Source organism: Pseudomonas sp. WS 5027 (genome assembly GCF_012985695.1).
GTDB classification, from domain to species: Bacteria; Pseudomonadota; Gammaproteobacteria; order Pseudomonadales; family Pseudomonadaceae; genus Aquipseudomonas; species Aquipseudomonas hygromyciniae.
The window spans coordinates 1-26,934 of sequence record NZ_JAAQWU010000001.1 but is presented as its reverse complement, the minus strand read 5'-3'; the positions used below and the strand labels follow the sequence as shown (position 1 = coordinate 26,934).

The following is a 26,934-nucleotide window of genomic DNA, read 5'->3' as shown; positions in this document are numbered from 1 at the left end:
ACCGCCGCCTGATGGCGGTGCATGACCAGGGGGCCGGGTTGCTCTGATCAAGGTGGATCGGCGCGACCTACGGGTACAGGGAGTGCCTGCGCAAGGGCCGGGTCAGGAAAAAGCTGCGACGCAAGTCCGCAGGCAGTTATGGCCTGACGGACTTGCGGCGGGCTTGATAGTGCTCACTAGGCGCTTATGCCGCCTATAGCTGAAAAATTCCCTTCTGCTTCACCACAACCGTTTCGCGGTGTTACATCGCGACCATCTATCGAGAAAGTTTGCCCTCGGCCAGACGCGTTTTTCGATGGTATGCGTAGGAATTTTCACGAGTTTTTTCCGCACGACAAAAAAGCCTAACGTCCCTAGGCGAGCCTGAAATGGCCGGTTAACGGCATGTATGCCTGACAAAATGTCGCATTCGAACTGACCAAACAGACAGTTTTATTTGCAAAAACTCATGCCGATTCGGCATGGGGTAGGCGTTTACGGCATTAGACTATGCCCCCCCGCATGGGAATAGTTGCGCCTTTTTTCGCTTGCCAGTAAGCCATATCGGCCATCTGCGGTGACCTTCTACGGAGGCTGATGCTCACACTTTTTCGCTCCCGGGCGTTCCAGCTGGCGCATCTGCCTGAGTCCACTTGAAACAAGGGTAATGACATGAAGAAGGCAAAACTAAGCCTCGCCTGGCAGATCCTCATCGGTCTGGTGCTAGGGATTGCAATCGGTGCTGTACTCAACCACTTCAGTGCCGAAAAAGCCTGGTGGATCAGCAACGTGTTGCAGCCGGCGGGCGATATCTTTATCCGCCTGATCAAGATGATCGTGATCCCGATCGTGATTTCGTCGCTGATTGTCGGAATCGCCGGTGTAGGTGACGCGAAAAAGCTCGGTCGGATCGGTGTAAAGACCATCGTTTACTTCGAAGTGGTCACTACCATTGCGATTGTGGTCGGTCTGCTATTGGCCAACCTGTTCCACCCCGGTGCCGGGATCGACATGAGCACCCTGGGTACGGTGGACATCTCCAAGTACCAGGCGACCGCCGCCGAGGTGCAGCATGAGCATGCGTTCATCGAGACCATCCTCAACCTGATCCCATCGAACATCTTTGCCGCTGTTGCTCGTGGCGAGATGCTGCCGATCATCTTCTTCTCCGTGCTGTTCGGTCTGGGCTTGTCGAGCCTCAAGCCGGACCTGCGCGAACCCCTGGTCACAATGTTCCAGGGCGTGTCCGAGAGCATGTTCAAAGTCACCCACATGATCATGAAATACGCCCCTATCGGTGTATTTGCCCTGATCGCCGTGACCGTGGCCAACTTCGGCTTCGCCTCGCTGCTGCCTCTGGCCAAGCTGGTGATCCTGGTCTACGTCGCCATCCTGTTCTTTGCCTTCGTGATTCTTGGCCTTATCGCCCGCCTGTTCGGCTTCTCGGTGATCAAGCTGATGCGCATCTTCAAGGATGAGCTGGTACTGGCCTACTCCACCGCCAGCTCTGAGACCGTGCTGCCACGCGTGATCGAGAAGATGGAAGCCTACGGTGCGCCGAAAGCCATCTGCAGCTTCGTGGTGCCGACCGGCTACTCGTTCAACCTCGACGGTTCAACCCTGTACCAGAGCATCGCAGCAATCTTTATTGCCCAGCTGTATGGCATCGACCTGTCGGTTGGCCAGCAACTGATGCTGGTACTGACCTTGATGGTCACCTCCAAAGGTATCGCCGGTGTACCGGGCGTGTCCTTCGTGGTACTGCTGGCGACCCTGGGCAGCGTGGGCATCCCATTGGAAGGCCTGGCGTTCATCGCCGGTGTCGACCGCATCATGGACATGGCGCGTACTGCCCTGAACGTGATCGGCAATGCCCTGGCCGTGCTGGTCATCTCGCGCTGGGAAGGCATGTACGACGATGCCAAGGGCGAGCGCTACTGGAACTCCCTGCCACACTGGCGGACCAAGACTGCGCTGCCGGCTGGCGAGACCAGCCAGGGCTGATCCCTGCTTGAATCGCACAAACCCCGGTTAATCCGGGGTTTGTCGTTTCTGCCAGCCCCGCTATCATTCGCCACATATTTAAAGGGGTGTGACTGATGCTCAATGGCCTGTGGCTTGGCTTCTTTGTCGTGGCAATGGTATCGGCGCTGGTGCAATGGCTGGTGGGCGGTAACGCCGGGATCTTTGCGGCGATGGTGGAGAGTATCTTCGCCATGGCCAAGCTGTCGGTGGAGGTGATGGTACTGCTGTTCGGTACCCTGACATTGTGGCTGGGCTTCCTGCGCATCGCCGAAAAGGCCGGGATCGTCGAGTGGCTGGCCAAGGCCCTGGGCCCACTGTTCCTGCGGTTGATGCCGGAAGTGCCGGCCGGTCACCCGGCCATCGGTTTGATCACCCTCAACTTTGCCGCCAACGGCCTGGGCCTGGATAACGCGGCGACGCCGATCGGCCTCAAGGCCATGAAGGCGCTGCAAGAGCTCAACCCGATCCCCAACACCGCGACCAACGCGCAGATCCTGTTCCTGGTGCTTAACGCGTCCTCTCTGACCCTGCTGCCGGTGACGATTTTCATGTACCGCGCCCAGCAAGGCGCGCCGGACCCGACCCTGGTGTTCCTGCCAATCCTGCTGGCCACCAGCGCCTCGACCCTGGTGGGCCTGCTGTCGGTGGCGCTGATGCAGCGCCTGCGCCTGTGGGACCCTGTGGTGCTGGCGTACTTGATCCCCGGCGCGTTGGTGCTGGGCGGCTTCATGGCCTTGCTGGCGACAATGTCGGCCACGGCCCTGGCGGGCTTGTCCTCGATCCTCGGCAACCTCACGCTGTTTGGTCTGATCATGCTGTTCTTGCTGATCGGCGCGTTGCGCAAGGTCAAGGTCTACGAGGCGTTTGTCGAAGGCGCCAAAGAGGGCTTTGACGTCGCCAAGAACCTGCTGCCGTATCTGGTGGCGATGTTGTGTGCGGTCGGTGTACTGCGCGCTTCCGGAGCACTGGAGTTTGGCCTGGAAGGCATTCGCCATCTGGTGGCCTGGACCGGCCTGGACACGCGCTTTGTCGACGCCTTGCCCACGGCAATGGTCAAGCCCTTCTCCGGCAGTGCGGCGCGGGCGATGCTCATCGAAACCATGCAAACCCAAGGCGTGGACAGCTTCCCGGCGCTGGTGGCGGCGACGATCCAGGGCAGTACCGAAACCACCTTTTATGTACTTGCGGTGTACTTTGGCTCGGTGGGCATCCAGCGCGCGCGGCATGCGGTGGGGTGTGCGTTGCTGGCGGAGTTTGCTGGCGTGGTGGCGGCGATTGCCGTTTGCTACTGGTTCTTTGGCTAAGTTTCAGACCGCAATCGCAGGCAAGCCAGCTCCCACATTTTGATTTGTTTACACAGTCAAATGTGGGAGCTGGCTTGCCTGCGATGAGGCCCTCAGCGTTTAGGTGCTGTATTGCCCTGCGCCAACACCCAATCCACCACCTGCTTGTTCAACTGATCTCCCGCCAACCCAAACCCGGCCACCACCGCTGGCACTTGGGTATCACTCACCGGCTGGCGCACTTCAAAACGCTTGGCAGCCACGATCCGTTGGTCACTGCCGCGCACCAATCGCGCATCCAGCCGGATCACCACCTCCACCGCACTGCCGCGGTACTCGCTCTGGAAGGCCTGCAACTGCCCGCCCAGTTCCAGGTCCGCCTGTAGATTGGTGTCATCAGTGCTCAACAAGGCCACCCGGCCATCGCGCTGGAAGCCGTCCAGCAGGCGGTTGCGCAACAGTACCGGCGCCGGATCGCTCCAGCGGGACTGGGCATAGCTGCTGATCAAATCGCCCTGAGGCACCACGGCAATGCGCGGGCTGTCGAGGAATTCGCTGGCTTGCGGTTTGGCCAGGCGCAACGACCAGGCTACCGGGTTGCCGTGGGCCGTCACTTGGGCGGTGGGCAGGCGATAGACGTTGGAAGGGTCGGCCTTGGGCAGGATCGAGCAGGCACTGACCAGCGCCAGGGCCACCGGAACGATCATTTTATAAGCACGCTTCATGGCGTGAACTCCTTGTTCTTGTCACTGCCCAGCAGGTAGCCGCTGGGGTTGGCTTCCAGGCGGCGGGAGATGGCGCGCAAGGAGCCGAGGGTGTCGCGCAGCTCGCGCACGGCAGGCGCCAGTTCGTTGAGGCCCTGCATGCCGCTGTTCAGGGAATCCTTGTTGTCGCTCAGCAAGCTGTTGATGGTCGCAGTACTGTGTTCCAGGGAGCGCATGGCCCCTTCGGCGCTGCCGAACATCTGCTTGCCCTGGTCGTTGAGCAGGCTATTGGCGTTGCGCATCAACGCGGTGGTCTGCTCCAGCGTGGCGCCGGCCTGTTTGCTGACCTGGGCCAACTGCTGCATCACCATCTTGATATCGCCGCGCTGCTCGGCGATGGCCCCGGTGGTTTGCTCCAGGTGCGCCAGGGTGCCGCTCAGGCGGTCGACGTTCGCGGGCGAGAACATGCGGTTGGCGTTGTGCAGCAGCAGGTTGATGCTGGTCATCAGGTCATTGCTGTTGTTCAACAGCCGGGCAATGGGCGATGGCGAGGCGGTGATCTGCGGCAGGTTGCCGTTCTTGCCCTTGAGCTCGGGGCTCTGTGGGGTGCCGCCGCTGAGCTGGATGATCGAAGTCCCGGTGATGCCGGTCAGCGCCAGCTTGGCCTGGGTGTCTTCCTTGATCGGCGTCTGGCCGGCCAGGCGGATACGGGCCAGTACGCGGCGCGGGTCCTTGGGGTCCAGGCGCAGGCTGGTGACGTCACCGACCTTGATCCCGCTGTACTGCACCGCGCTGCCCTGGGACAGGCCGCTGACCGCTTCGTTGAAGATCACTTCGTAATCCTGGAACGCGCTGTCGACGCTGGATTTGGCCAGCCACAGGCCGAACAGCATGGCGCCGACCACGACTATCACGCTGAACAGACCGATCATCACATGATGGGCTCGGGTTTCCATGTCATACCTCGTTGAGCTGTTGAGCGGCATCCAATGCCGCGCGGCCCCGGGGGCCATGAAAGTATTCGTGAATCCAGGCGTCATCGGTTTCCGAGACAACATTGATGGCATCGGCCACCAGCACCTTTTTCTGCGCCAGCACCGCCACGCGATCGGTGATGGTGTAGAGCGTGTCGAGGTCGTGGGTGATCAGCAGCACGCTCAGGCCCAAGGCATCACGCAGGGTCAGGATCAGTTGGTCGAATGCCGCCGCGCCGATAGGGTCGAGGCCAGCGGTCGGTTCGTCGAGAAACAAAATGTCCGGGTCGAGGGCCAGGGCACGGGCCAGGGCCGCACGTTTGATCATCCCGCCGGACAGCGAAGACGGGTATTTGTCGGCCGCCGACAACGGCAGCCCGGCCAGCGCAAGCTTTACCGCCGCCAGATGCTCGGCATCGGCGCGGCTCAGGCCGGCGTGTTCGATCAGTGGCAGGGCGACGTTTTCTGTGACCGTCAGTGAGGAAAACAGCGCGCCTTTCTGGAACAGCACGCCGAAACGCCGTTCCACCAGGGAGCGTTCGTGTTCTGACAGGTTCGACAGGTTCTGCCCGAATACCCGCACTTGGCCTTCGCTGGGCTGACGCAGGCCGATGATGCTGCGCAGCAGCACCGACTTGCCGCTGCCCGAGCCGCCAACCACGGCGAGAATCTCGCCCTTGTACAGATCCAGATCGAGGTTTTCATGCACGCTCTGCGGGCCAAAGCGGTTGCACAGGCCACGGACTTCGATCACCGCCTCGCCGGGCGCTCGTTGTAAACGGCTCACCAGCCCATCTCCATAAAGAACAGTGCGGCTACCGCGTCGAGCACGATCACCACGAAAATCGATTGCACCACTGCGGAGGTGGTGTGGGCGCCGACCGATTCGGCGCTGCCGCTGACCTTGAAGCCTTCCAGGCAGCCAATGGCCGCGATCAGGAAGGCGAAGAACGGCGCTTTGACCAGGCCCACCAGCAGATGCTGGACGCCAATGTCCGATTGCAGCAGCGAGAGGAACATCGCCGGTGAGATATCCAGGGCCACGGCGCACACCACGCCGCCGCCGATAATCCCCGAAATCATGGCGAGAAAGGTCAGCATCGGCAGCGCCACCAGCAGCGCGAGGACGCGCGGCAGCACCAGCAGCTCCATGGGGTCCAGGCCCATGGTGCGGATGGCGTCGATTTCTTCGTTGGCCTTCATCGAGCCGATTTGCGCGGTGAACGCACTGGCGGTGCGGCCGGCCATCAGGATCGCGGTGAGTAGGACGCCGAACTCCCGCAGGAAGGAAAACGCCACCAGATCCACGGTGAAAATGCTCGCGCCGAAACTTTCCAGCACCGTGGCGCCGAGAAACGCGACCACCGCACCCACCAGAAAGGTCAGCAAGGCGACGATGGGCGCGGCATCGAGCCCGGTCTGTTCGATATGCGCCACCATCGGCGTCAGGCGCCAGCGCTTGGGCCGGAATACGCCGCGAGCGAAGGTCTCGAGAATCAGGCCGATAAAGCCCAGCAGCGTCATGGCGTCCTGCCAGACGGCATCCACCGCGCGGCCTATGCGTGCCAAAAGCTGGATGCCGGCATTTTGCTGCGGCTCTTTGACCGGCACGCAGAAATCACTCAGGGAGCGGTAGACGGTCTTGAGCAGTGCGCGGTCGGCAGCGGGCAGAGTGCAGTCAGTTTGTTCGGCCGAATGTTCAATGCGCTCCGGGCCCAGTAGCTCTACCAGCAACGAGGCGCCGGCGGTGTCCAGTGCGCCCAGGCCGTTGAGGTCGACGTGGGTGCTGGCGTCGTACTGGCCGTCGAGGCTTGCCGAGAGTTTTTTCAGGGCGCTGTAGTGGGCCAGCGTCCAGTCCCCGGTGACCCTCAATCGGGGCGGTTGGGTGGACGTGTCCAGGTGGGCATTGCCTGCCGCTGTGCTACTGGTCATAAGCTCCGAGCTTGTTTGGCTGTTCCACAGTTGCTATGTAATAGCACGATCCGTCCTACTTAGGCGTGTCCGTTTGTGCGGTGTCAGTGACTTTAAAGCGCAACACGCCGATCACCTGGCCGTCTTCGGTCAGCACCCGCACTTGCCAGCGGCCCACGGCATTTGCTGGGAAGTTCTGTTTGTGGGTCCAGGCCCGGTAGCCTTCCTTGCGCCCGCCATGAATGTCCAGGGCGATGCGGTCGACCTCTTTGCCGTTGAACTGCCACACATGGTAGATGCGTTCGTCCAGCCCGCGCGGTGCGTTGATTGCGGTGTAGGCATACAAGCCGCTGCTGCGTAGTTGGCTGGCGCTGACTTCCTTGAGGTCATCGCCGGGGGTGCGGTCCTGCAATTGGGTGCTGATTGCCACTTCGGTCATCCACAGGGTGGCTGGCGGTACCCAACTGCGCAGGAACCATCCCGCGCAACCAATCGTCGCCGTCACGCCCAGCAGCATCAGCCAACCCTTGACGCTGCGCAGCGGCAGGCTCACGGCCAGGCTGGGGATCGACAAGGCCATTGCCACCCCCAGCGCGAGCTTGTAACTCTCGGCGGTGGTCAGGTGCAGGATGATCGGCAGCGCGGTGAGTAAGGCGGCAAATAGGGTCAGGGTGTGCAGTGCCAGAAACAGCGAACGCTTGGGCGCCAACCATTTGTAGTACAGCGGGTCAGTGATCGAGACCAGTGCGGCGGCGCCCAGCAAACCGGTGAAAACTGCCTGGCTGCTGTTCCAGGTGGTGGTGACGAAAAAGAACGGCAGGACAAAAAACAGGCTTTCCTGATGGATCATCTGTGTGGCGTAGCGCAGCAGCGGTTCGGGGATCTCCCGCTTGAAAACCTTGCTGAACAACTGGGTGAAGCTGTTTTCCAGCATCAGCCACAGCCAGCTCACCAGCATGATGATCGCGATCCAACTGGCCATGCCTTGTTGGCGGTCCACCAGGATAAAGCTGCCCACCCCCGAGATAAAACCGCCGAGTGCGATCACCCCTGGGTAGCGCTTCATCAGTTCGAGGATGCGCTGGATGAGATGGGTCAGGTTTGGCATTCGGCAGTTCGCAGTCTTTGTAGGAAAAAATCCCAGACAGAATAACGTCTTAGCCCGTTGATAGGCGTGTCATTGCACAATTGCTTTGCGATAACGGCGCAGCCCAATCAGCACAATGGTGATCAGCCCCAGCGCGCCTGCGGCGATCCAACCCAGGGCATCGTAACTGAGCAGCGGTTTTTCGATGCGCCAGTAGCTGGTTTGGTTGAGCAACTGGCGCATGGCCTGGTTGGCTTGTGCCAGGCTCACCGCCTTGATGCGCTTGGCCGGGTCGCTGAGGCGCCCGTCGGCGTAGTCGGCCAAGGCGCCCCAGTAGTAGTCGGCGAGCGCGCTATTGCCCTGCACGGCCCAGGCCTGGCGGTCGATGGCGGCTTGTTGCAGGCGATTAAAGGTGGCCGGGTCGAGGCCGTCCTCAAGCAGCTTGGTCTTGATGCTTTCGAGGACGTGTTCGGCCGCGGGCAGGTTATCGCGGTCGAGGTCGGCGTTGAGGCTCATGAAGCCCACGCCGCCCAGCACTTCGCGCTCGCTCCGTGGGCCGTAGGACAGGCCATGCTGCAGGCGCAACTGACGATACAACGCCCAATCGAGGTAGTCCTTGAGCAGGTCGTAGGTGGCATCGTGCTGCTCGTCCAGCATGGGCTCGGGGAACAACCAGTGCAGCTTGGCGCCATCGCCGACCCAGCCACGGATCAGGTCACGATGGGTCGCTGCGGCGCCAAGGGTTTGCGGCAAGGCTCGGTGTTCGCTGGGATCTACCGGCTCGAGTTGGCCATAGGTGCGCTCCAGATAGGCCGGCAGCAGTTTGTCGAGGTCGCCGACGATGATCAGGGTCATGTTGTTGGGGGCGTACCAGGCCTGGCGCACGCTCTCCAACTGGGCGCGGGTCAGGTGCTCGACTTCGGCGCGTTCGGCGCATTTGAGGCCCAGTTCCACCGCCAGTTGGTTGCTGGCGTTATGGCCCAGGTCCTGGCGATCCAGCAGGCGTTGCAGGTGTGAATAGTGACCACCGTCTTCGCGCTCCACCACCTGTTTGGCGGCGTTGATTGCGGCATCGCTCAGTTCGGTTCGGGTCAGGATCGCCTTCAGCAGGTCCAGCACCTTGCGCTGGTTACGCGCCGGGGCCTCGACGACGAAAGTGGTGTCGGCATTGCTGGTGTAGGCGTTCCACTCCCCGCCCAGGGCCTGCATCTGTTCCTCCAGCTCGCCTTCGCCGCCGCCATCGATGCCGCTGAACAGCAGGTGTTCCAACAGGTGCGGTAGTTCTTTGTCTTCGCAACTAAAGTCATCCAGGCCCACGCCGACTACCAGGCGGATCGCCACGTGCCCGCGCTCGGTGCCCGGCTTGAGCAGCAATTGCAGGCCGTTGGGCAACATATAGCCTTCGACCTGCAAGCGATCAAAGGCAAAGGCGTGGGCCGAGCCTATGAGCAGGCAGGCGAATAACAGGCGACGCATAACGGGGTTCCTGGGGAGTAATAACGGCTGAAACTGGCTTTTTGTGGGAGCGGGCTTGCCCGCGATGGCGGAGTGTCAGTCAACGGTTTTATCAACTGACCCACCGCAATCGCGGGCAAGCCCGCTCCTACATTGGGTCGGCGGTATTTTTAACTGACTCCCCAGGCGCGTGGTCGTTCAGGGCGAATGGGTGATGTCGGCAATATTGTCCACCGCCAACGCACCGGTCTCGGAGGTTTCCAACACTACATAAGCACTGCTGCAAAACAACGAGTTCAAGCGTTTCATGTCGGCAATCAGCTCCAGGTGCAGGGAGCTGGTCTCGATGCTTTGCACGATCTTGCGTTGCAGGCGGCTGACATGGGCGTGGGCCAGGCGCCGCTCCTGGGCGCGGAAGCGGCGCTTCTCGCGCAGCAATTGGCGGGCGCTTTCCGGGTCGGCGCTGAGGAACACCGACAGGCCCAGGCGCAAGTTGGAGATCAACTGGCTATGCAGGCCGGCCAGTTCTTCGAGCCCGACTTCGGAAAACGAGCGACGCTGGGAGGTTTTCTGCTGCTGGACCTTACGCAACATACGCTCGATCAAATCGCCGGCCAGCTTCAGGTTGATCGACAGCTCGATGATCTCGGCCCAGCGCCGGCTGTCGTGTTCGCTGAGATCTTCACGGGGCATTTGCGCCAGGTACAGCTTGATCGCGCTGTAGAGCGCTTCAACATCGTCACTGAGGCTGCGCATTTCCTGGGTGATGGCGGTTTGTTTACCGCGCAGCACTTCCAGCATTGCGGTCAGCATGTTGTCGATCAAGTCCCCCAGGCGCAGGGTTTCCCGCGCGGCGTTGGCCAGGGCCAGGCTCGGGGTGGTCAGCGCCGTCGGGTCGAGATGACGGGGCTTGGCCAGGCCGTTGGCCTCCGGGCGTTCCGGCAGCAACCAGGCACACAGGCGCGCCATCGGGCCGATGGTGGGCAGCAGGATCAGGCAGCGGGTGACGTTGTAGAGCAGGTGAAAGGTGATGACCATGCCTTGGGCGCTGTAGTCCAGGGTGTCCATCCACAGCACCAGCGGGTCAAGGACGGGAATGATCAGCAGCAGGCCGATCAGCTTGTACAGCAGGCTGCCCAGGGCCACTTGGCGGCCGGCGGCGTTTTGCATGCTGGTGCTGAGGAACGCCAGTACGCCGCTGCCGATATTGGCACCGATCACCAGGCCGATGGCCACATGCAGGCCAATCACCCCGGCACCGGCCAGGGTCGCGGTCAGCAGTACGGCGGCCAGGCTGGAGTAGGAAATCATCGCAAACAGCGCGCCGACCAGGGCATCGAGCAGGATGTCACCGGTCAGCGAGGCGAACAGCACCTTGACGCCCTGGGCATGGGTAATCGGCCCGGCGGCTTCGACTATCAGTTGCAGGGCGAGAATGATCAGGCCCAGGCCGATACCGACCCGGCCCATCTGCCCGGCGCGCGTCTGTTTGCGCGACAGGAAGAAGATCACCCCAAGAAAGATCAGCAGCGGCGACAGCCACGACAGATCCAGGGTCAGCACCCGCGCCATCAGTGCGGTACCGACATCGGCGCCGAGCATGGTCGCCAGGGCGGGCGTCAGGCCCATCAGGCCCTGGCCGACAAACGAGGTCACCAGCATCGCCGTGGCGTTGCTGCTTTGCACCATGGCGGTGACCAGGATCCCGGCAATGAACGCCAGCCAGCGCCTGGCCATGTTCTGCCCGATGACCTGGCGCAGGTTGGAGCCGTAGACCCGCAGGATGCCGGTACGGACGATGTGCGTGCCCCAGATCAGCAGGGTCACGGCGGAAAGAAGATTGAGCAGGGTCAGCATGCTCGGCCCCCTGTATTGAGTCGTGCTCCAAGTGGAGCAAAAAGTGCCGCGTGCCGTTTTGTGTTGTGTACTTAAGCTGTAGTTGGCGAACGGCCTGTGCGCCAGCATCGCATAGCTAAAGTCGGCTTTGAAACAAAACTGTCATGAAATCAGCTTTTTGCAGGCGCCTGAAACGACTGTAGGAGCGAGCTTGCTCGCGAAGACCTCAAGGACAGCGCGTGAAATCAGGCAGCACGCGTTACCGTTGACGTTTTTCGCGAGCAAGCTCGCTCCTACAGGTATTGCCCGCGGATTATTGGCCCGGAATGTCCTTGCGCAGTTTCACTGGATCCTGCTGTTTTTTCTTCTTCGCGATGGCGGTACGCATCTTGATGTTGACCGCTTCTACCGCCAGGGAGAACGCCATGGCGAAGTACACGTAGCCTTTTGGCACATGCACGCCGAAGGATTCGGCGATGAGCACCGTACCCACCACCAGCAGGAACGACAGCGCGAGCATTTTCAGCGACGGATGCTTGTCGATGAACGCGCTGATGGTGCCTGCAGCCAGCATCATCACCAGTACTGCAACGATGATCGCGGCGACCATGACCGGTACGTGGGAAACCATGCCCACGGCGGTAATCACCGAGTCCAGGGAGAACACGATATCGATGATCGCGATCTGGATGATGGTGTAGATGAACTTGCCACCCTTGCCTGTCGGCTCGTCGTGGGTTTCGTCTTCACCTTCCAGGGCGTGGTACATCTCCTGGGAGCTTTTCCATAGCAGGAACAGGCCACCGAAGAACAGGATCAGGTCGCGACCGGAAATACCCTGGTCGAATACCACGAACAGGTCGGCGGTCAGTTGCATGACCCAGGTGATCGACAGCAGCAACAGGATCCGGGTGACCATGGCCAGGGCCAGGCCGAAGATCCGGGTGCGTGCCTGCATATGCTTGGGCATGCGGCTGACCAGGATCGAAATCATGATGATGTTATCGATACCCAGGACGATCTCGAGAGCCGTCAAGGTGAAGAAGGCAATCCAGATCTCCGGATTGGTCAGCCATTCCATATGTGTTCCTTTGCGCGAGTGTTAGACCGCGCCGGAGGTAGGACCGGCGCAGTGGGTTGTTACGATTATAGAGTGCTGAACAGTGGGAATGTGCCCAGCAACAATGCGGCGACCATTATGCACAGGCACACCAGCACTGCCCACTTCAGGGTGAAGCGCTGGTGATCGCCAAATTCGATACCGGCCAGGGCTACCAGCAGGTAAGTCGACGGCACCAGCGGGCTGAGCAGGTGAACCGGTTGGCCAACAATCGAGGCACGTCCCATTTCTGCGGCGGTGATGCCGTAGTGGCTGGCGGCTTCGGCCAGTACCGGCAGCACGCCGTAGTAGAACGCATCGTTGGACATGAAGAAGGTGAACGGCATGCTCACCAGCGCGGTGATTACCGCCAGGTACGGGCCAAGGGCTTCAGGGATGACTGCCAGCAGGCTCTTGGACATGGCGTCGACCATGCCGGTGCCCGACAGAATGCCGGTGAAGATGCCGGCGGCGAAGATCAGGCCGACCACGGCCAGCACGCTGCCCGAGTGGGCGGCAACGCGGTCTTTCTGCTGTTGCAGGCACGGGTAGTTGACGATCATCGCGATACTGAAGGCCACCATGAACAGCACCGGCAGCGGCAACAGGCCGGCGATCAGGGTGCACATCAGGGCCAGGGTCAGTGCACCGTTGAACCAGATCAGTTTCGGGCGACGGGCATCTGGGAACTGCGAGACGCTGATTTCGCTGTGGTCGATTTCATCGCCTTGCAGGTGCAGTACGCCAAGACGGGCGCGCTCGCGCAGGCCGTACATATAGGCAATCACCAGGATGGCCACTACGCCGGCGGCCATGGCTGGGATCATCGGTACGAAGATATCCGATGGATCCACGTGCAGGGCACTGGCGGCGCGGGCGGTCGGGCCGCCCCAGGGGGTCATGTTCATCACGCCACCGGCGAGGATGATCAGGCCGGCCATGATTCGCGGGCTCATGCCGATGCGCTTGTACAGCGGCAGCATGGCGGCCACGCAGATCATGTAGGTGGTGGCGCCGTCACCGTCCAGGGACACCACCAGCGCCAACACGGCAGTACCGACTGAGACTTTCAGCGGGTCGCCCTTGACCAGCTTGAGGATCTTGCGCACGGCCGGGTCGAACAGGCCGGAGTCGATCATCAAGGCAAAGTAGAGGATGGCGAACATCAGCATCACGCCAGTGGGCGCCAGCTTGGTGATGCCTTCGAGCATCATCGGGCCGATCTTCGGCGCAAAGCCACCGAACAGCGCGAACAGGATAGGCACGATGATCAGGGCGATCAGCGCCGAGAGGCGCTTGGTCATGATCAGGAACATGAACGTGATGACCATGGCAAAGCCAAGGAAAGTCAGCATAGGAATACTCCAGGCGTAGCGCGGCTAGGGAATGGCGAACCGGATTGGGGTCAGCGCAGAACGAAAAGCGCGAGGCGTACGGGAGGAGTCGGGAAAAACAGGCGGGTACGAGCGGACATCAGCATCACCATTGTTGTTGTTAATTGGGCCCCTGGGCATAAAGACGCTCAGGTTGGCCAACCGGTCTATTGCCGGTAGTGAGGGCGATCCTAATCGCGAAAGCTTTCAGCCAGCTTTCGCTGGAAAAACAGGTCTCAGGTGGATGAGGTTCACTGTAGGAGCGAGCTTGCTCGCGAAGGTCGTGAACGATAAGGCGCGTTTGCGGGGTAAACGCGGTATGTTCGGGTTTTTCGCGAGCAAGCTCGCTCCTACAGTTTTAAGGCAGTTGCAGCCCACCGGCCGCCTTGTGCAAGGCGCGCAGGTGTTCGCCGACCTGTTTGAGATTGGCCTCGCAGGCGGCAATTTCTGCAGCCCGCGAAGGCTCCAGCAGCACCCTCACCTCTTTATCCAGATCGCCGGTCAACGATTGCAGCTGCTTCTGGCGCAAGGCGCTTTCTGATTCCAGGCGCTGCCATTCCTTGGGTTGGGGCAATCCATAACCGCTGCTGCCGAGCAGTTCCGCCGGACGGCTGAGGAAGCCGCTGTTGGCGAGGATCTGCTGCAACGTGGCATCGGCCTTGGCCATGCCGCCGTTCTTCAGTTCGCGGGCACCGAGGTAACGTTGCTTGACCTCGTCCTGGGCGAGCATCAGTTGCTTGCGAAAGCTGGCCTGTTCCAGCAGCAGCAAGGCGGCGCTGGTACGCAGGTCGGCCTTGTCGAACCACGCCCGGCGTTGCTCGGCGCTCAAGGACAGCCAGTCTTCGACCTGGGTCTGCGGGATCGGCAGATGTTTCTTCAACACCTCGAACATCGCCTGGTAGCGCTCGCGGAAGGAGTCGAAGTGATAGCCCAGGCGCAAGGCCTCACGGCGGTCGTCCAGCACGCTGGTGTCGGCCAGCCCGCGGGCCTTGAGCACTTCCAGCAAACCGTTGGGGGTGATGTTGTCCAGGGCTGTCAGCCGCGGGTTGGCGCTGCCGCTGCGCAGCAGTTTCAGGCCTTCGACGGCGCAGTTATTGGAGAGGAAGTAGTAATTGCCGTCGTAGCTCCAATGCATCTCGGCGGCGTGTTCGACGGTGTCGTTGATCTCTTGACGCGTGAGGATCAGGGGGACTGAAGCCAGGCCGCGCAGTTCGGTCTTGGTGTATTCGTCAATCACCTGGGCCAGGGGCAGTACGAACAGGCGTGATGGGTATTTGCCTACCAGGCCGTCCCAACTTGAAAGCTGCACGTCGCCGACGAACGCGCGATAGGACAACACCAGGTGCTGGTCCAGGTCCAAGCGGCAATCCGGGCCACGGGGGCGGCCAGGGGCACAGATCACCAGGCGCAGCATGCTGTGGCCCCAGCGGCTCACCAGGTTCTGGTTGGCTTCGGCCAGCAGGTAGTCGATGGCGTATACGCGCTCGGGGTCGACCTGGCCCAGGGGTGTCTTGGCAAAATCGTTACCGGCGTTGAGAAAGGCGAAGGTGTTGGCGCAAGCGTCCTTGGCTGGCGGGGCCCAGCCGAAGTGTTGTTGGTAGTAACGGTATAGCGCGGGACGGCGGCAGGCGTAGCTCGGGTCGAGGAGGAAGTACTCCATGTTGACCGCGACGAATTCCTTGGGGTTGGTGATTTCATACAGGTCCGGGCTGCGGGCCACTTGCCGATTGTGCTGCTCGCGCTCGCCACGGCGGCCGACGTATTGCGGCCAGCCGGCCAGGTCAAGCAAGCGTGGATCGTCGCTGAGGGTGAAGCGCCGGTCATTCTGGCCCCGGCATTGATCGGGCAGGCCAACCAGGCCGGTGATGTTGTTCTGGCGGCTGCAGCGCTGGATCAACGAGCGCTGGTCCTTGGGCCACAGGCGCGCGCGATCATAGATATGGGTCAGTTCATGCAGAACGGTCGCGAGCAGTTCTCGGCGCACGGTGCGGTGGGGGCGCTGGGTCTGTTGGGTGGCGGCGGTGCCGTCAGTCAGACTGGCCAGCAGTTTGCGGTTGAGGTCCAGTTCAGAGACCAGCGACGCCTGGCCGTAGGCGTTGGCGGGCATGTCATCGGTCCAGCCGACATCGATGCGCCGGTCCAGTTGCTCGATGAAGCGCGGCGGCAGTGCCTGCATCGCTTCATCCAGCAATGCCTGGCTGGCCTGCTGTTGGGCTGGGCTCAAACCGTCGGCCTTGAGCCGCAGTTGCAGGCTGGCCTGGGCGGCGCTGGCAGCCAGCAGTACCGTCGCAGCCAATAGCCAGGCGGTGAAGCGCCTCACAATGCGAGGATGGCTTCGGCGAGGACCTGGTCGCTGGCGTCGCGGGCTTCTGGCACGCGGGTTCGCAGGGTGTCGAAGGCGGCTTCCAGTTGCGCGCCGCGGATATCGCCATTGCTGGCGACAAAGCTGGCCGCGTCATCGTGGGCGGCGCGCACGACTTTGGAGTCACGGATGGAGGTGGTGGTGTCCGAGGTGAAATCAATGGTGCGGCCGAAGGCACGAACAATGATGTTACTGGTGGCCACGAGGGTTTGTGCCTGGGCGATATCTGCCAGCAGGAACAGGCCGAGAGCAGCTGCGATCAACGGGCGACGCATGGAATGACTCCAGAAGGTAAAGATGATTATTGGACGAGAATTGCCTGGGCCAGTTCAAGGTCACTGGACTTAAGTTTTGGCTCGGTGCGACGCAGGTAATCCAGCGCGCTCTCCAGCCGGGCGCCCCGCCATTGGCCGTCAGTGGCAATAAACACAGCAGCGTCATCCTGGGCTGCGAGTATCAATTTACGATCGAACGGCGCCGAGGTCACTTTACTGGTGGCATAAGCGCTGGCGACGACGCCTTGGGTGGACAGATCAAAGGCCTGGGCCGGAGCGGCGCCGCAGATGGCAAGCACTGTAGGAGCAATCAATAAACGGTATGAAAAAGCCATGGGACTCGACAACTGAAAACGAGCGCCAAGGCTAGCGTAATGCCCGGGCGAGAGCCAGCGAACAGGCAGGCTACTGTAGGAGCGAGCTTGCTCGCGAAGAACCTGAGAGTGCAGTGTTTTAGCAGTGAGCCCCGCGTTATCGTTCGCGATCTTCGCGAGCAAGCTCGCGCCTACAGTGAGTCAAGGTCAGATGGCGAGGATCGCCTGGGCCAACTGAACGTCAGTGGCGGCATTGAGTTGTGGCGCCTGTTGGCGGATCTGTGCCAGGGCGCTTTCCAGCTTCACGCCACGGATGGCGCCTTCGCTGGCGACGAAGCTGGCGGCATCGTCACGTGCAGCGCGCACGACTTTATTGTCGCGCAGGGAGGATGTGGCATCGGAGCTGGCGTCGGAAGTGGCTTTGAGCGCGCCCACGATCGAGTCGGTGGTCACGATCAGGCTGGTGGCGCTGGCATTGGTAGCAACGGCAAGCAGGGCTGCAGCGCTTAGCAAACGAAGACGGGACATGGGGTGACTCCTGTGTATGGGACGAACTTATGGCGCGATAGTAGCTGGCGCCTATCTGTTCGGGTAGTACGCAGTGGGAAGTCGGTGCCCGGAAAGACTCAATCAACCGGTAAAAATCAATCGCCACTTAATTGTACTGGCAGTTTTTAATATTATTTAAACTGTACTGTTTGGCGTGATGAAGAAGACGGTCACGCTACTTTTTCGTCCTCCCAGAAACAACAAAACCCGCCTCCGGTTACCCGGGGCGGGTTCTGCTACAACAATTCGGGGTGCTGGCGGTGGACCCGTTAGGTCAGGGCCAGCGGGCGCTAAATCAGCGCCAGAACGGCTTGCTCAGCTCTTCGTAGCGTTGAGCTTCGCTGATCCCGGCATCGGCCAGCAGACGCGAGTCCAGGCGAGCCAGTTGATGGCGGCTGGAGATGCGGCGCTGCCACAACATCAGGTTGGCGATAACGCGCAGAGGCAGGGAAGCCTGGGTGTTGACAGCTTTATCTTCGAAGAACAGTTCGGAACTGAGTGTACGTTCCATGATGACATCCTTCCGCTTGTGGCGGGATTAGGTAGTGGTTTAACTGATGCCAATGATCCTCCTCCGGCGCAAGACTCTCTAGATACAGTTCACCTGTATTGTGAGGGGCCAGTTAACTGTTTATAGGGGCTGTACTGTACAGAAATGGGGCAACTGTACCTGTCGGCACTGATTTGGTGCGTTTTAGGTATTGTTGGAAGGATTTGTAGGGTTTTACGGTAGGAAATGACCGGTACAGCAGTACAGTTTTTTTCATAAGAGCCATAAGCAGATCCGGGCGAATGCAACTGTGTTTGCGTCCGCCCGGATCTGTGTTGATCAACCTTTGAGCATATGCCCGGTTTCTTCCAGGTTGATGTGCCAACTCAGGGCTTCGCGCAGAATATGCGGAGTGTGCCCGCCGATGGCGCAGGCGGCGGTGTAGTAGTTGTTGAGGGCGTCGCGGTAGTCAGGGTGTACGCAATTATCGATGATCACCCGTGCCCGCTCCCGTGGCGCCAGGCCGCGCAGGTCGGCCAGGCCGATCTCGGTCACAAGGATGTCGACGTCATGCTCGGTATGGTCCACATGGCTGACCATCGGCACCACGCTGGAAATCGCCCCGCCTTTGGCAATGGACTTGGTGACAAAGATCGCCAGGTGCGCGTTGCGGGCGAAGTCCCCTGAGCCGCCGATGCCGTTCATCATCCGCGTACCGCAGACGTGGGTGGAGTTGACGTTGCCGTAGATGTCGAATTCCAGCGCGGTGTTGATACCAATGATGCCCAGGCGGCGCACCACTTCCGGGTGATTGGAAATTTCCTGCGGGCGCAGCACCAGTTTGTCCTTGTAGCGCTCCAGGTTGCCGAACACGTCGGCATTGCGCCGCTCCGATAAGGTGATCGAACTGCCGGAGGCAAAGCTCAGCTTACCGGCGTCGATCAGGTCGAAGGTCGAATCCTGCAGCACTTCGGAGTACATGGTCAGGTCTTCGAAGGGCGACTCGATCAGGCCGCACATCACCGCGTTGGCGATATTGCCAATACCGGCCTGCAGCGGGCCGAGCTTGTTGGTCATGCGCCCGGCGTCCACTTCCTGCTTGAGGAAGTTGATCAGGTGATTGGCGATCGACTGGGTGTCGCTGTCAGGCGGCGTAACCGTGGAAGCGGAGTCAGCCTGGTTAGTGATGACGATGGCGACGATCTTCTCTGGCGGGATCGGGATCGCAGTGCTGCCGATACGATCATCTACCTTGACCAGCGGGATCGGCGTGCGGGTTGGGCGGTAGGTCGGGATATAGATGTCGTGCAGACCTTCCAGGTTCGGGTTGTGCGCCAGATTGATCTCGATGATCACCTGCTTGGCAAAAATCGCGAAGCTGGCCGAGTTGCCCACAGAGGTGGTCGGCACGATATGGCCTTGCTCGGTGATGGCCACGGCTTCAATCACCGCGATGTCCGGCAGCTTGAGCTGGTTGTTGCGCAACTGTTCGACGGTTTCCGACAGATGCTGGTCGATAAACATGACTTCGCCGGCATTGATGGCCTTGCGCAGGGTGCTATCGACCTGGAATGGCATGCGGCGCGACAGCACGCCTGCTTCGGTCAGTTGTTTGTCCAGGTCGTTGCCCAGGCTGGCGCCGGTCATCAGGGTGATTTTCAGGGGCGAAGTCTTGGCGCGTTCGGCCAGGGCGTGGGGCACAGCCTTGGCTTCACCGGCGCGGGTAAAGCCGCTCATGCCGACGGTCATGCCGTCCTCGATCAGGGCGGCAGCATCGGCGGCGCTCATGACCTTGTTCAACAGCGAAGGCAAGCGGATACGATCACGGTACATGGATTGTTATCTCGGGCAACGGAGGCAAGGTGGGCAGTCTAGTGATTTCAAAGGTTTTCGTCCCGCTACCATGGTCGAATGCCAGGTGGCGATTTAGAGCCTTTGGTCGGGTTTTTCCCGTTAATAAAAAACCCCAGCCTACGGGAGGCCGGGGTTTTGGGTATTGCGCTGGAGCAGTGTTTATTCGACGGCCTTGACCATGTCTTCGATGACCTTCTTGGCATCGCCGAAGACCATCATGGTCTTGTCCAGGTAGAACAATTCGTTATCCAGGCCAGCGTAACCGCTGGCCATCGAGCGCTTGTTGACGATGATCGTCTTGGCCTTGAAGGCTTCGAGAATCGGCATACCGGCGATCGGCGATTTCGGATCGTTCTTGGCGGCCGGGTTGACCACGTCGTTGGCGCCGAGCACCAGCACCACGTCGGCCTGGCCGAACTCGGAGTTGATGTCTTCCATCTCGAACACTTGGTCGTAAGGAACTTCTGCCTCGGCCAGCAGCACGTTCATGTGACCAGGCATGCGGCCGGCAACCGGGTGGATCGCGTACTTCACGGTGACGCCGCGATGGGTCAGCTTCTCGGTCAGCTCTTTAAGGGCGTGTTGCGCCCGCGCTACCGCCAAGCCATAGCCCGGCACGATGATCACGGTGTCGGCGTTGGTCAGCAGGAAGGTGGCGTCGTCGGCCGAACCGGACTTCACCGGGCGCGCTTCTTTCGAGCCCGCTGGCCCTGCCGCATCCGGCGCGTTGCCGAAACCGCCGAGCAGTACGTTAAAGAAGGAGCGGTTCATCGCCTTGCACATGATGTACGAGAGGATCGCGCCGCTTGAGCCCACCAGGGAGCCGGCGATGATCAGCATCGAGTTGTTCAGCGAGAAGCCGATCCCCGCTGCAGCCCAGCCGGAATAGCTGTTGAGCATCGAGACGACCACCGGCATGTCGGCGCCGCCAATCGGGATGATGATCAGCACGCCCAGCACAAAGGCCAGGGCCAGCATCACGGCGAAGGCAGTGAGGTTGCCGGTGAACATGAACACCAGGCCCAGGCCTAGAGTGGCGAGGCCCAGCACCAGGTTGAGCTTGTGCTGGCCGCCGAACTGTACCGGTGCGCCCTGGAACAGACGGAACTTGTACTTGCCCGACAGCTTGCCGAAGGCGATCACCGAACCGGAGAACGTAATGGCACCGATGGCTGCGCCGAGGAACAGTTCCAGGCGGTTGCCCGCAGGAATCGCGTCGCCCAGTTGTTTGACGATGCCCAGGGACTGCGGCTCGACCACTGCGGCGATGGCAATGAACACTGCGGCCAGGCCGATCATGCTGTGCATGAAGGCGACCAGTTCCGGCATCTTGGTCATTTCTACGCGCTTGGCCATGATCGAGCCGGCAGTGCCGCCGATCAGCAGGCCGACAATCACATAGCCAATGCCGGCAGTGGCAAGCTCTGCACCGAGCTTATAGATCAGGCCAACGGTGGTGAGCACTGCCAGGGCCATGCCGAGCATGCCGAACAGGTTGCCGCGTCGGGACGTGGTTGGGTGCGACAGGCCTTTAAGGGCCTGGATAAAGCAGATCGACGCGATCAGGTAGAGCGTCGTCACGAGGTTCATGCTCATTACTTCTGCACCTCTTCTTTAGCCTTGGGCGCTTTCTTCTTGAACATCTCAAGCATCCTACGGGTAACCAGGAAACCGCCGAACACGTTAACGGCAGCCAGGGCCACAGCCAGGGTGCCCATGGTCTTGCCCAGCGGTGTGACGGTGAGTGCAGCCGCGAGCATGGCGCCGACGATCACAATCGCCGAGATTGCGTTGGTCACCGCCATCAATGGCGTGTGCAGTGCGGGGGTGACGTTCCAGACCACGTGGTAACCGACATAAATCGCCAGCACGAAGATGATCAGGTTGTAGATACCGGGGGAGATAAGCTCTTCCATCGTCTGAATCCCTGCTTAGGCGTTTTTGCGGATGACTTGGCCGTCGCGGCACATCAGGCACGCGGCGACGATGTCGTCTTCGAGGTTGATTTCAAACTGCCCTTCCTTGGTGAAGACCAGCTTCAGGAAGTCCAGCAGGTTGCGCGCATACAGGGCCGAGGCATCGGCAGCGACGGCACCGGCAAGGTTGGTCGGGCCACAGATGGTCACGCCATTTTCCACCACCACCTGGTCGGCGACGGTCAGTGGGCAGTTGCCACCCTGGGCTGCGGCCAGGTCGATCACTACCGAGCCTGGCTTCATCTGGGCGACGGTTTCGGCGCTCAGCAAAGTCGGGGCCTTGCGACCCGGGATCAGGGCGGTGGTGATGACGATATCGGCTTGCTTGGCGCGCTCATGCACGGCCAGGGCCTGGCGCTGCATCCAGCTGGTGGGCATGGGGCGTGCGTAACCGCCGACGCCAACGGCGCATTCGCGCTCTTCGTCGGTCTCGTAGGGCACGTCGACGAACTTGGCGCCGAGGGACTCAATCTGCTCCTTCACGGCCGGGCGTACGTCGGATGCTTCGATAACTGCACCCAGACGTTTCGCCGTAGCGATCGCCTGCAGGCCGGCAACGCCGGCGCCGAGGATCAGCACGCGGGCGGCTTTCACCGTGCCAGCGGCGGTCATCAGCATGGGCATGAAGCGCGGGTAGTGATGGGCCGCCAGCAGTACCGCCTTGTAGCCGGCAATGTTGGCCTGGGAGGACAGCACATCCAGGCTCTGCGCACGGGAGGTGCGCGGGGCGGCCTCCAGGGCGAAGGCAGTGATGCTATGTTCGGCCAGTCGGGTGATGGTTTCGTTGCTGAACGGATTGAGCATGCCCACCAACACGGTGCCGCTTTTAATCAGCGTCAGCTCGCTGTCGCTGGGAGCGACCACCTTGAGAATCAGCTCGGCGCCAAACGCGTCGCTGGCACTGCCAATGGTTGCGCCTGCCGTTTCATAGGCACTGTCGACGACGCTGGCTTTGATACCTGCACCGCTTTGTACAGTGACCTTATGGCCCTGGCCGATCAGCTTCTTGATGGTTTCCGGGGTTGCAGCAACCCGCGTTTCACCGGTCTGGGTTTCGAGAGGAACACCAATGTGCACGTCAAATCTCCTGCATGATCTTTTTGCTTTTGATTTTTGTAAAAAGGCCAGTGCACCGCGAGTGGCGCAACTGGGGCGGCCGATCAGCACGACCCCGCTGAAATGACAGCAGGGCGCGGCATTTTGCAGGCGAACTTTACGGCCTTCAAGGGATTATGACGGGTGACGAAAAATTAACTACAAGTCACCCTGTGACTGATTGTCGCAATACGCGGGAATAACCTCTTGGAATACAGGTGTTTAAAGGCTTATGGCGGGAAAAGACGATTTTCGCAATTGCCGACATGAATGGTCGGTCATGGGCTGTGAATAACCGCTGGAGAGCGGATAACTATTGGCCTGCAGGCCGTTTTTCATTGGATCAGTACAGTCTGTGTAAAGGCGACATATATTTATATCTGTAGGGCTATTAATTTCTTGACTACAGGGTCAGCAAAGGCGGAAGAGTGCCTAGAACTGGTGGCTGTAGCGCTGTGCCTGATCAACCAGCCAGTCTCGAAAGGCGTGCAGTGATGCGGATTCGACCTTTCTCTCTGGAATCATCAGGTAATAGGCCTTACTGCTGGTCAGGGCCTGTTGGTTGGCAATCACCAACTGTTTCTCGCTCAGTTCCCGCTGAATAAGAAACGGTGGGATCAAGGCAATTCCCATGTCGTGCATGGCGGCCTGGGACAGCATGGAGAATAGCTCGTAACGTGGGCCTGTCATGTCGCGGGGGATGTTCAATTGATGTGCGTTAAACCACTGGCGCCAGGCGTAGGGCCGTGTGGTTTGCTGGAGTAGCGGCAGTTCGGCAATTTCCTCTGCGCTGAAGTGCGAGCGCTGCCCCAGCAGCCGTGGGCTACAGACGGGCAGCGGGTTTTCGCCCATCAACCTGTGGGATTCGGTGCCGGACCAGTCGGCATCGCCGAAATATACGGCGGCATCGAACTCCGTGTCAGCGAACAGGAACGGGCGGGTCCGGTTGGTCAGGTTTACCGTGACTTCCGGGTGCTGCTGCTGGAAGTCCTTGAGGCGTGGGATCAGCCATTGGGTGCCGAACGTGGGCACCACTGCCAGTTCGATCACATTGGCGCCTTGCTGGCCCATCACTGACAGGGTGTCGCGTTCCACGGCGTCGAGTTGTGTCGCCACCCGCCGGCTATACGAAAGCCCGGCTTCCGTGAGTTTTACCCCGCGTCGCGAGCGCCGAAATAGTTCGACACTCAAAAACTCCTCAAGGCTGGCGATCTGTCGGCAGATCGCGCCCTGGGTAATGGAAAGCTCCTGCGCAGCCTTGGTAAAGCTCTCGTGGCGGGCCGCCGCTTCAAAACTGACCAAGGCTGTGGTGCTGGGGATCTTCCTGCGCATGTACCGTACCCTCACTAATAAAAGGCGGTTTTGCCCTTCTCAATCGCTACGGAGTGAGAAATTAGCACAAGGCTATGCAAAAACCTCGTTTGCCCTCCTCGCCTACCCGGCCTAGGCTCCATGCACGACTTTTGATTTACTTCGCGAGGACTCACTCATGGGCGGTAAGGCAAGCTTCAACTGGATCGATCCACTGTTGCTGGATCAGCAGCTCACCGAAGAAGAGCGCATGGTGCGCGACAGTGCCGAGCAATTCGCCCAGGACAAGTTGGCGCCGCGTGTGCTTGAAGCCTTCCGTCATGAAAAGACCGATCCTGCGATTTTCCGCGAAATGGGCGAGACCGGGCTTCTGGGCGCGATGATTCCCGAGCAGTACGGCGGCAGTGGCTTGAACTATGTCAGCTACGGCTTGATTGCCCGTGAAGTGGAGCGTGTCGACTCTGGCTATCGCTCGATGATGAGTGTGCAGTCCTCCCTGGTGATGGTGCCTATCAATGAGTTCGGCACTGAAGCGCAAAAACAGAAGTACTTGCCCAAGCTGGCCTCGGGTGAGTGGATTGGTTGCTTCGGCCTGACCGAGCCAAACCACGGATCGGACCCGGGCGCGATGATTACCCGGGCGCGCAAGGTGGATGGCGGCTACAGCCTGACCGGCAGCAAAATGTGGATCACCAATAGCCCGATTGCCGACGTGTTTGTGGTCTGGGGCAAGGATGACGCCGGCGACATCCGTGGTTTTGTCCTGGAGAAGGGTTGGAAAGGCCTGAGCGCACCGGCGATTCATGGCAAGGTCGGTTTGCGAGCCTCGATCACCGGTGAAATCGTCATGGACAACGTTTTCGTTCCTGAAGAAAACATCTTCCCCGATGTGCGCGGCTTGAAAGGTCCGTTTACCTGCCTGAACTCGGCACGCTACGGCATCTCCTGGGGCGCCTTGGGGGCTGCGGAGTTCTGCTGGCACACGGCGCGCCAATACACCCTTGATCGCCAGCAGTTCGGGCGCCCACTGGCTGCCACGCAGTTGATCCAGAAAAAGCTCGCGGATATGCAGACCGAGATCACCCTCGCCTTGCAAGGCTGCCTGCGTCTGGGGCGAATGAAAGATGAAGGGACCGCGGCGGTGGAGATCACCTCGATCATGAAGCGCAACTCCTGCGGCAAATCCCTGGATATCGCCCGTATGGCTCGCGACATGCTTGGTGGCAATGGCATCTCCGATGAGTTCGGGATTGCCCGGCACCTGGTCAACCTGGAAGTGGTGAATACCTACGAAGGCACGCATGACGTCCATGCGCTCATCCTCGGGCGCGCCCAGACTGGTATCCAGGCGTTCTATTAATAGGAGTTTGACCATGGGCGCGCTATCGCATCTGCGGGTGCTGGATTTGTCACGGGTGCTGGCGGGGCCTTGGGCTGGGCAGATTCTTGCCGATCTCGGCGCTGAGGTGATCAAGGTCGAGAGGCCTGGTAGTGGTGACGATACCCGCGCCTGGGGGCCGCCCTTCCTTAAGGATGCTTATGGTGAGAACACCAGTGAAGCGTCCTACTACCTATCGGCCAATCGCAATAAGGAGTCGGTGACTATCGACTTCACCCGACCGGAGGGGCAAAAGCTGGTCCGGGACCTGGCGGCAAAGTCGGATATCTTGATCGAGAATTTCAAGGTGGGCGGCTTGGCGGCGTATGGCCTGGACTATGAGTCGCTCAAGGAACTCAATCCTGAGCTGATTTACTGCTCTATCACCGGGTTTGGCCAGACGGGGCCTTATGCGGCACGAGCTGGTTATGACTTCATGATCCAGGGGTTGGGTGGCTTGATGAGCCTGACGGGGCGCCCCGAAGGTGATGAAGGGGAAGGTCCGGTCAAGGTGGGCGTGGCGCTGACCGACATTTTGACCGGGTTGTACTCTACGGTGGCGATTCTGGCGGCTATGGCGCACCGCGATCATGATGGTGGCGGTCAGCACATCGATATGGCGCTGCTGGATGTCCAGGTTGCCTGTCTGGCCAATCAGGCCATGAATTACCTGACGACGGGTGTGTCGCCCAAGCGGCTGGGTAACGCGCATCCGAATATCGTTCCGTATCAGGACTTTCCCACAGCTGACGGCGATTTCATCCTGACCGTGGGCAATGACGGACAGTTTCGCAAGTTCGCCCAGGTCGCTGGGCAGCCGCAGTGGGCTGACGATCCGCGGTTTGCGACGAATAAGCTGCGAGTGGCCAATCGGGCGGTGCTCATTCCATTGATTCGCCAGGCAACCGTATTCAAGACCACGGCCGAGTGGGTGTCCCAACTGGAGCAGGTGGGTGTCCCCTGTGGGCCGATCAATGATCTGGCGCAGGTGTTTGCCGATCCTCAGGTGCAGGCGCGCGGGTTGGCTATAGAGTTACCGCACCCGCTTGCGGGCAAGGTGCCGCAGGTGGGAAGCCCCATGCGGCTGTCCAAGACGCCGGTGGAGTATCGCAGCGCGCCGCCTCTCCTGGGCGAGCATACGGCTCAGGTACTCAGCCAGGTGCTGGGGCTGGGGGCGGCTCACGTGGCGGCGTTAAAGGAAGCTGGGGTTATATGAGGTGTTTCTTCTATATAGAGGGGTTATATGGAAGAGGCTGGTTGTTTTTTAATCGATCGTAACTAATTGATAGAAAAGCAAAATCAAAGGTTGACGGCGAATTCTAGAGGTCTATAATTCGCCCCACTTCCGGCGCAGTCGAAACGGAAAACTCCTTGGTAAACAATGAGTTATGCAGTTTTCGGCAGTGGGTTGCTTCAGTTCATCGAAGCCAAAAGGAAGTTGAAAAGAGGTGTTGACAGCAGCGTGTAACGCTGTAGAATTCGCCTCCCGCTAACGAGAGATCGGAAGCGCAAGTGGTTGAAGTTGTTGAGAAAATCCTCGAAAACTTCTAAAAATAACCACTTGACAGCAAATGAGGCTGCTGTAGAATGCGCGCCTCGGTTGA

Annotated in this window: 24 protein-coding genes; 4 read left to right on the top strand and 20 right to left on the bottom strand. The window is 60.3% G+C overall.

What is annotated here, in order from left to right:
* Positions 1-651 precede the first annotated feature (651 nt).
* Positions 652-1,983: a glutamate/aspartate:proton symporter GltP gene (gene gltP, locus HBO09_RS00115; RefSeq protein ID WP_029290382.1), complete on the top strand. Its 1,332-nt coding sequence runs from the start codon at positions 652-654 to the stop codon at positions 1,981-1,983.
* Between the two features lie 95 nt (positions 1,984-2,078).
* Entirely contained in the window at positions 2,079-3,308 is a 1,230-nt protein-coding gene (locus HBO09_RS00110) for a spore maturation protein (RefSeq protein WP_029290384.1), read from the top strand.
* 92 nt (positions 3,309-3,400) lie between these two features.
* On the opposite strand, the gene HBO09_RS00105 is transcribed toward HBO09_RS00110, so the two are convergent.
* The 19 genes from HBO09_RS00105 to HBO09_RS00015 form a co-directional block, all read right to left on the bottom strand.
* On the bottom strand, positions 3,401-4,012 hold the full coding sequence (locus tag HBO09_RS00105) for an ABC-type transport auxiliary lipoprotein family protein (protein WP_169990752.1): 612 nt from the start codon (positions 4,010-4,012) through the stop codon (positions 3,401-3,403).
* Positions 4,009-4,947 (bottom strand): MlaD family protein, encoded by a 939-nt coding sequence (locus HBO09_RS00100; RefSeq protein ID WP_169990751.1) that lies wholly within the window; start codon positions 4,945-4,947, stop codon positions 4,009-4,011. Before HBO09_RS00100 ends, HBO09_RS00105 begins: the two co-directional genes overlap by 4 nt.
* A gap of 1 nt (position 4,948) precedes the next feature.
* Positions 4,949-5,752, bottom strand: a complete 804-nt coding sequence (locus HBO09_RS00095) for an ATP-binding cassette domain-containing protein (RefSeq protein ID WP_169990750.1) — start codon at positions 5,750-5,752, stop codon at positions 4,949-4,951.
* Positions 5,749-6,897, bottom strand: a complete 1,149-nt coding sequence (locus HBO09_RS00090) for an ABC transporter permease (protein WP_169990749.1) — start codon at positions 6,895-6,897, stop codon at positions 5,749-5,751. Before HBO09_RS00090 ends, HBO09_RS00095 begins: the two co-directional genes overlap by 4 nt.
* A gap of 55 nt (positions 6,898-6,952) precedes the next feature.
* Positions 6,953-7,984, bottom strand: coding sequence for a DUF5924 family protein (locus tag HBO09_RS00085; protein WP_169990748.1), 1,032 nt, complete (start codon positions 7,982-7,984; stop codon positions 6,953-6,955).
* Positions 7,985-8,053: 69 nt separating this feature from the next.
* Positions 8,054-9,439: an insulinase family protein gene (locus HBO09_RS00080; RefSeq protein WP_169990747.1), complete on the bottom strand. Its 1,386-nt coding sequence runs from the start codon at positions 9,437-9,439 to the stop codon at positions 8,054-8,056.
* 177 nt (positions 9,440-9,616) lie between these two features.
* The gene (locus HBO09_RS00075) at positions 9,617-11,275 is read right to left on the bottom strand and encodes a Na/Pi cotransporter family protein (RefSeq protein ID WP_169990746.1); all 1,659 of its coding nucleotides are present in this window, start codon (positions 11,273-11,275) and stop codon (positions 9,617-9,619) included.
* Positions 11,276-11,567: 292 nt separating this feature from the next.
* On the bottom strand, positions 11,568-12,335 hold the full coding sequence (locus HBO09_RS00070) for a TerC family protein (RefSeq protein WP_169990745.1): 768 nt from the start codon (positions 12,333-12,335) through the stop codon (positions 11,568-11,570).
* 65 nt (positions 12,336-12,400) lie between these two features.
* Positions 12,401-13,708, bottom strand: coding sequence for a CitMHS family transporter (locus HBO09_RS00065; RefSeq protein WP_070995498.1), 1,308 nt, complete (start codon positions 13,706-13,708; stop codon positions 12,401-12,403).
* Positions 13,709-14,084: 376 nt separating this feature from the next.
* Entirely contained in the window at positions 14,085-16,046 is a 1,962-nt protein-coding gene (locus HBO09_RS00060; protein ID WP_169990744.1) for a DUF4105 domain-containing protein, read from the bottom strand.
* The gene (locus HBO09_RS00055) at positions 16,043-16,363 is read right to left on the bottom strand and encodes a DUF2388 domain-containing protein (RefSeq protein ID WP_029290409.1); all 321 of its coding nucleotides are present in this window, start codon (positions 16,361-16,363) and stop codon (positions 16,043-16,045) included. Before HBO09_RS00055 ends, HBO09_RS00060 begins: the two co-directional genes overlap by 4 nt.
* Positions 16,364-16,389: 26 nt before the next feature.
* Positions 16,390-16,698, bottom strand: coding sequence for a DUF2388 domain-containing protein (locus HBO09_RS00050; RefSeq protein ID WP_169991564.1), 309 nt, complete (start codon positions 16,696-16,698; stop codon positions 16,390-16,392).
* Positions 16,699-16,884: 186 nt separating this feature from the next.
* Positions 16,885-17,205 (bottom strand): DUF2388 domain-containing protein, encoded by a 321-nt coding sequence (locus tag HBO09_RS00045; protein WP_169990743.1) that lies wholly within the window; start codon positions 17,203-17,205, stop codon positions 16,885-16,887.
* A gap of 316 nt (positions 17,206-17,521) precedes the next feature.
* Complete coding sequence (locus HBO09_RS00040) at positions 17,522-17,737, bottom strand: DUF1127 domain-containing protein (RefSeq protein ID WP_007911656.1); 216 nt, start codon at positions 17,735-17,737, stop codon at positions 17,522-17,524.
* A gap of 318 nt (positions 17,738-18,055) precedes the next feature.
* Positions 18,056-19,549: an acetyl-CoA hydrolase/transferase family protein gene (locus HBO09_RS00035; protein ID WP_169990742.1), complete on the bottom strand. Its 1,494-nt coding sequence runs from the start codon at positions 19,547-19,549 to the stop codon at positions 18,056-18,058.
* 180 nt (positions 19,550-19,729) lie between these two features.
* Complete coding sequence (locus tag HBO09_RS00030; RefSeq protein WP_029290421.1) at positions 19,730-21,166, bottom strand: NAD(P)(+) transhydrogenase (Re/Si-specific) subunit beta; 1,437 nt, start codon at positions 21,164-21,166, stop codon at positions 19,730-19,732.
* Positions 21,166-21,486 carry an NAD(P) transhydrogenase subunit alpha gene (locus HBO09_RS00025; RefSeq protein WP_003233786.1) on the bottom strand — a complete coding sequence of 107 codons (321 nt, stop codon included), beginning with the start codon at positions 21,484-21,486 and terminating at the stop codon, positions 21,166-21,168. Before HBO09_RS00025 ends, HBO09_RS00030 begins: the two co-directional genes overlap by 1 nt.
* A gap of 15 nt (positions 21,487-21,501) precedes the next feature.
* Complete coding sequence (locus HBO09_RS00020) at positions 21,502-22,623, bottom strand: Re/Si-specific NAD(P)(+) transhydrogenase subunit alpha (protein WP_169990741.1); 1,122 nt, start codon at positions 22,621-22,623, stop codon at positions 21,502-21,504.
* A gap of 450 nt (positions 22,624-23,073) precedes the next feature.
* On the bottom strand, positions 23,074-23,973 hold the full coding sequence (locus HBO09_RS00015) for a LysR family transcriptional regulator (RefSeq protein WP_169990740.1): 900 nt from the start codon (positions 23,971-23,973) through the stop codon (positions 23,074-23,076).
* A gap of 157 nt (positions 23,974-24,130) precedes the next feature.
* On the opposite strand from HBO09_RS00015, the gene HBO09_RS00010 reads away from it, so the two are divergent.
* Both HBO09_RS00010 and HBO09_RS00005 read left to right on the top strand, forming a co-directional pair.
* Positions 24,131-25,312 carry an acyl-CoA dehydrogenase gene (locus HBO09_RS00010; protein ID WP_029290432.1) on the top strand — a complete coding sequence of 394 codons (1,182 nt, stop codon included), beginning with the start codon at positions 24,131-24,133 and terminating at the stop codon, positions 25,310-25,312.
* Positions 25,313-25,325: 13 nt separating this feature from the next.
* The gene (locus HBO09_RS00005) at positions 25,326-26,546 is read left to right on the top strand and encodes a CaiB/BaiF CoA-transferase family protein (RefSeq protein WP_169990739.1); all 1,221 of its coding nucleotides are present in this window, start codon (positions 25,326-25,328) and stop codon (positions 26,544-26,546) included.
* 197 nt (positions 26,547-26,743) lie between these two features.
* Here HBO09_RS00005 and HBO09_RS28645 read toward each other — a convergent pair.
* Positions 26,744-26,934: hypothetical protein (locus HBO09_RS28645; protein WP_222933991.1), on the bottom strand; the 191-nt coding region annotated here is incomplete at its 5' end.

Coding starts and splice junctions, on each gene's coding strand:
- gltP (WP_029290382.1), top strand. CDS start 652: ATGAAGAAGGCAAAACTAAGCCTCGCCTGGCAGATCCTCATCGGTCTG.
- HBO09_RS00110 (WP_029290384.1), top strand. CDS start 2,079: ATGCTCAATGGCCTGTGGCTTGGCTTCTTTGTCGTGGCAATGGTATCG.
- HBO09_RS00105 (WP_169990752.1), bottom strand. CDS start 4,012: ATGAAGCGTGCTTATAAAATGATCGTTCCGGTGGCCCTGGCGCTGGTC.
- HBO09_RS00100 (WP_169990751.1), bottom strand. CDS start 4,947: ATGGAAACCCGAGCCCATCATGTGATGATCGGTCTGTTCAGCGTGATA.
- HBO09_RS00090 (WP_169990749.1), bottom strand. CDS start 6,897: ATGACCAGTAGCACAGCGGCAGGCAATGCCCACCTGGACACGTCCACC.
- HBO09_RS00085 (WP_169990748.1), bottom strand. CDS start 7,984: ATGCCAAACCTGACCCATCTCATCCAGCGCATCCTCGAACTGATGAAG.
- HBO09_RS00080 (WP_169990747.1), bottom strand. CDS start 9,439: ATGCGTCGCCTGTTATTCGCCTGCCTGCTCATAGGCTCGGCCCACGCC.
- HBO09_RS00075 (WP_169990746.1), bottom strand. CDS start 11,275: ATGCTGACCCTGCTCAATCTTCTTTCCGCCGTGACCCTGCTGATCTGG.
- HBO09_RS00070 (WP_169990745.1), bottom strand. CDS start 12,335: ATGGAATGGCTGACCAATCCGGAGATCTGGATTGCCTTCTTCACCTTG.
- HBO09_RS00065 (WP_070995498.1), bottom strand. CDS start 13,708: ATGCTGACTTTCCTTGGCTTTGCCATGGTCATCACGTTCATGTTCCTG.
- HBO09_RS00055 (WP_029290409.1), bottom strand. CDS start 16,363: ATGCGTCGCCCGTTGATCGCAGCTGCTCTCGGCCTGTTCCTGCTGGCA.
- HBO09_RS00050 (WP_169991564.1), bottom strand. CDS start 16,698: ATGGCTTTTTCATACCGTTTATTGATTGCTCCTACAGTGCTTGCCATC.
- HBO09_RS00045 (WP_169990743.1), bottom strand. CDS start 17,205: ATGTCCCGTCTTCGTTTGCTAAGCGCTGCAGCCCTGCTTGCCGTTGCT.
- HBO09_RS00040 (WP_007911656.1), bottom strand. CDS start 17,737: ATGGAACGTACACTCAGTTCCGAACTGTTCTTCGAAGATAAAGCTGTC.
- HBO09_RS00035 (WP_169990742.1), bottom strand. CDS start 19,549: ATGTACCGTGATCGTATCCGCTTGCCTTCGCTGTTGAACAAGGTCATG.
- HBO09_RS00030 (WP_029290421.1), bottom strand. CDS start 21,166: ATGAGCATGAACCTCGTGACGACGCTCTACCTGATCGCGTCGATCTGC.
- HBO09_RS00025 (WP_003233786.1), bottom strand. CDS start 21,486: ATGGAAGAGCTTATCTCCCCCGGTATCTACAACCTGATCATCTTCGTG.
- HBO09_RS00015 (WP_169990740.1), bottom strand. CDS start 23,973: ATGCGCAGGAAGATCCCCAGCACCACAGCCTTGGTCAGTTTTGAAGCG.
- HBO09_RS00010 (WP_029290432.1), top strand. CDS start 24,131: ATGGGCGGTAAGGCAAGCTTCAACTGGATCGATCCACTGTTGCTGGAT.
- HBO09_RS00005 (WP_169990739.1), top strand. CDS start 25,326: ATGGGCGCGCTATCGCATCTGCGGGTGCTGGATTTGTCACGGGTGCTG.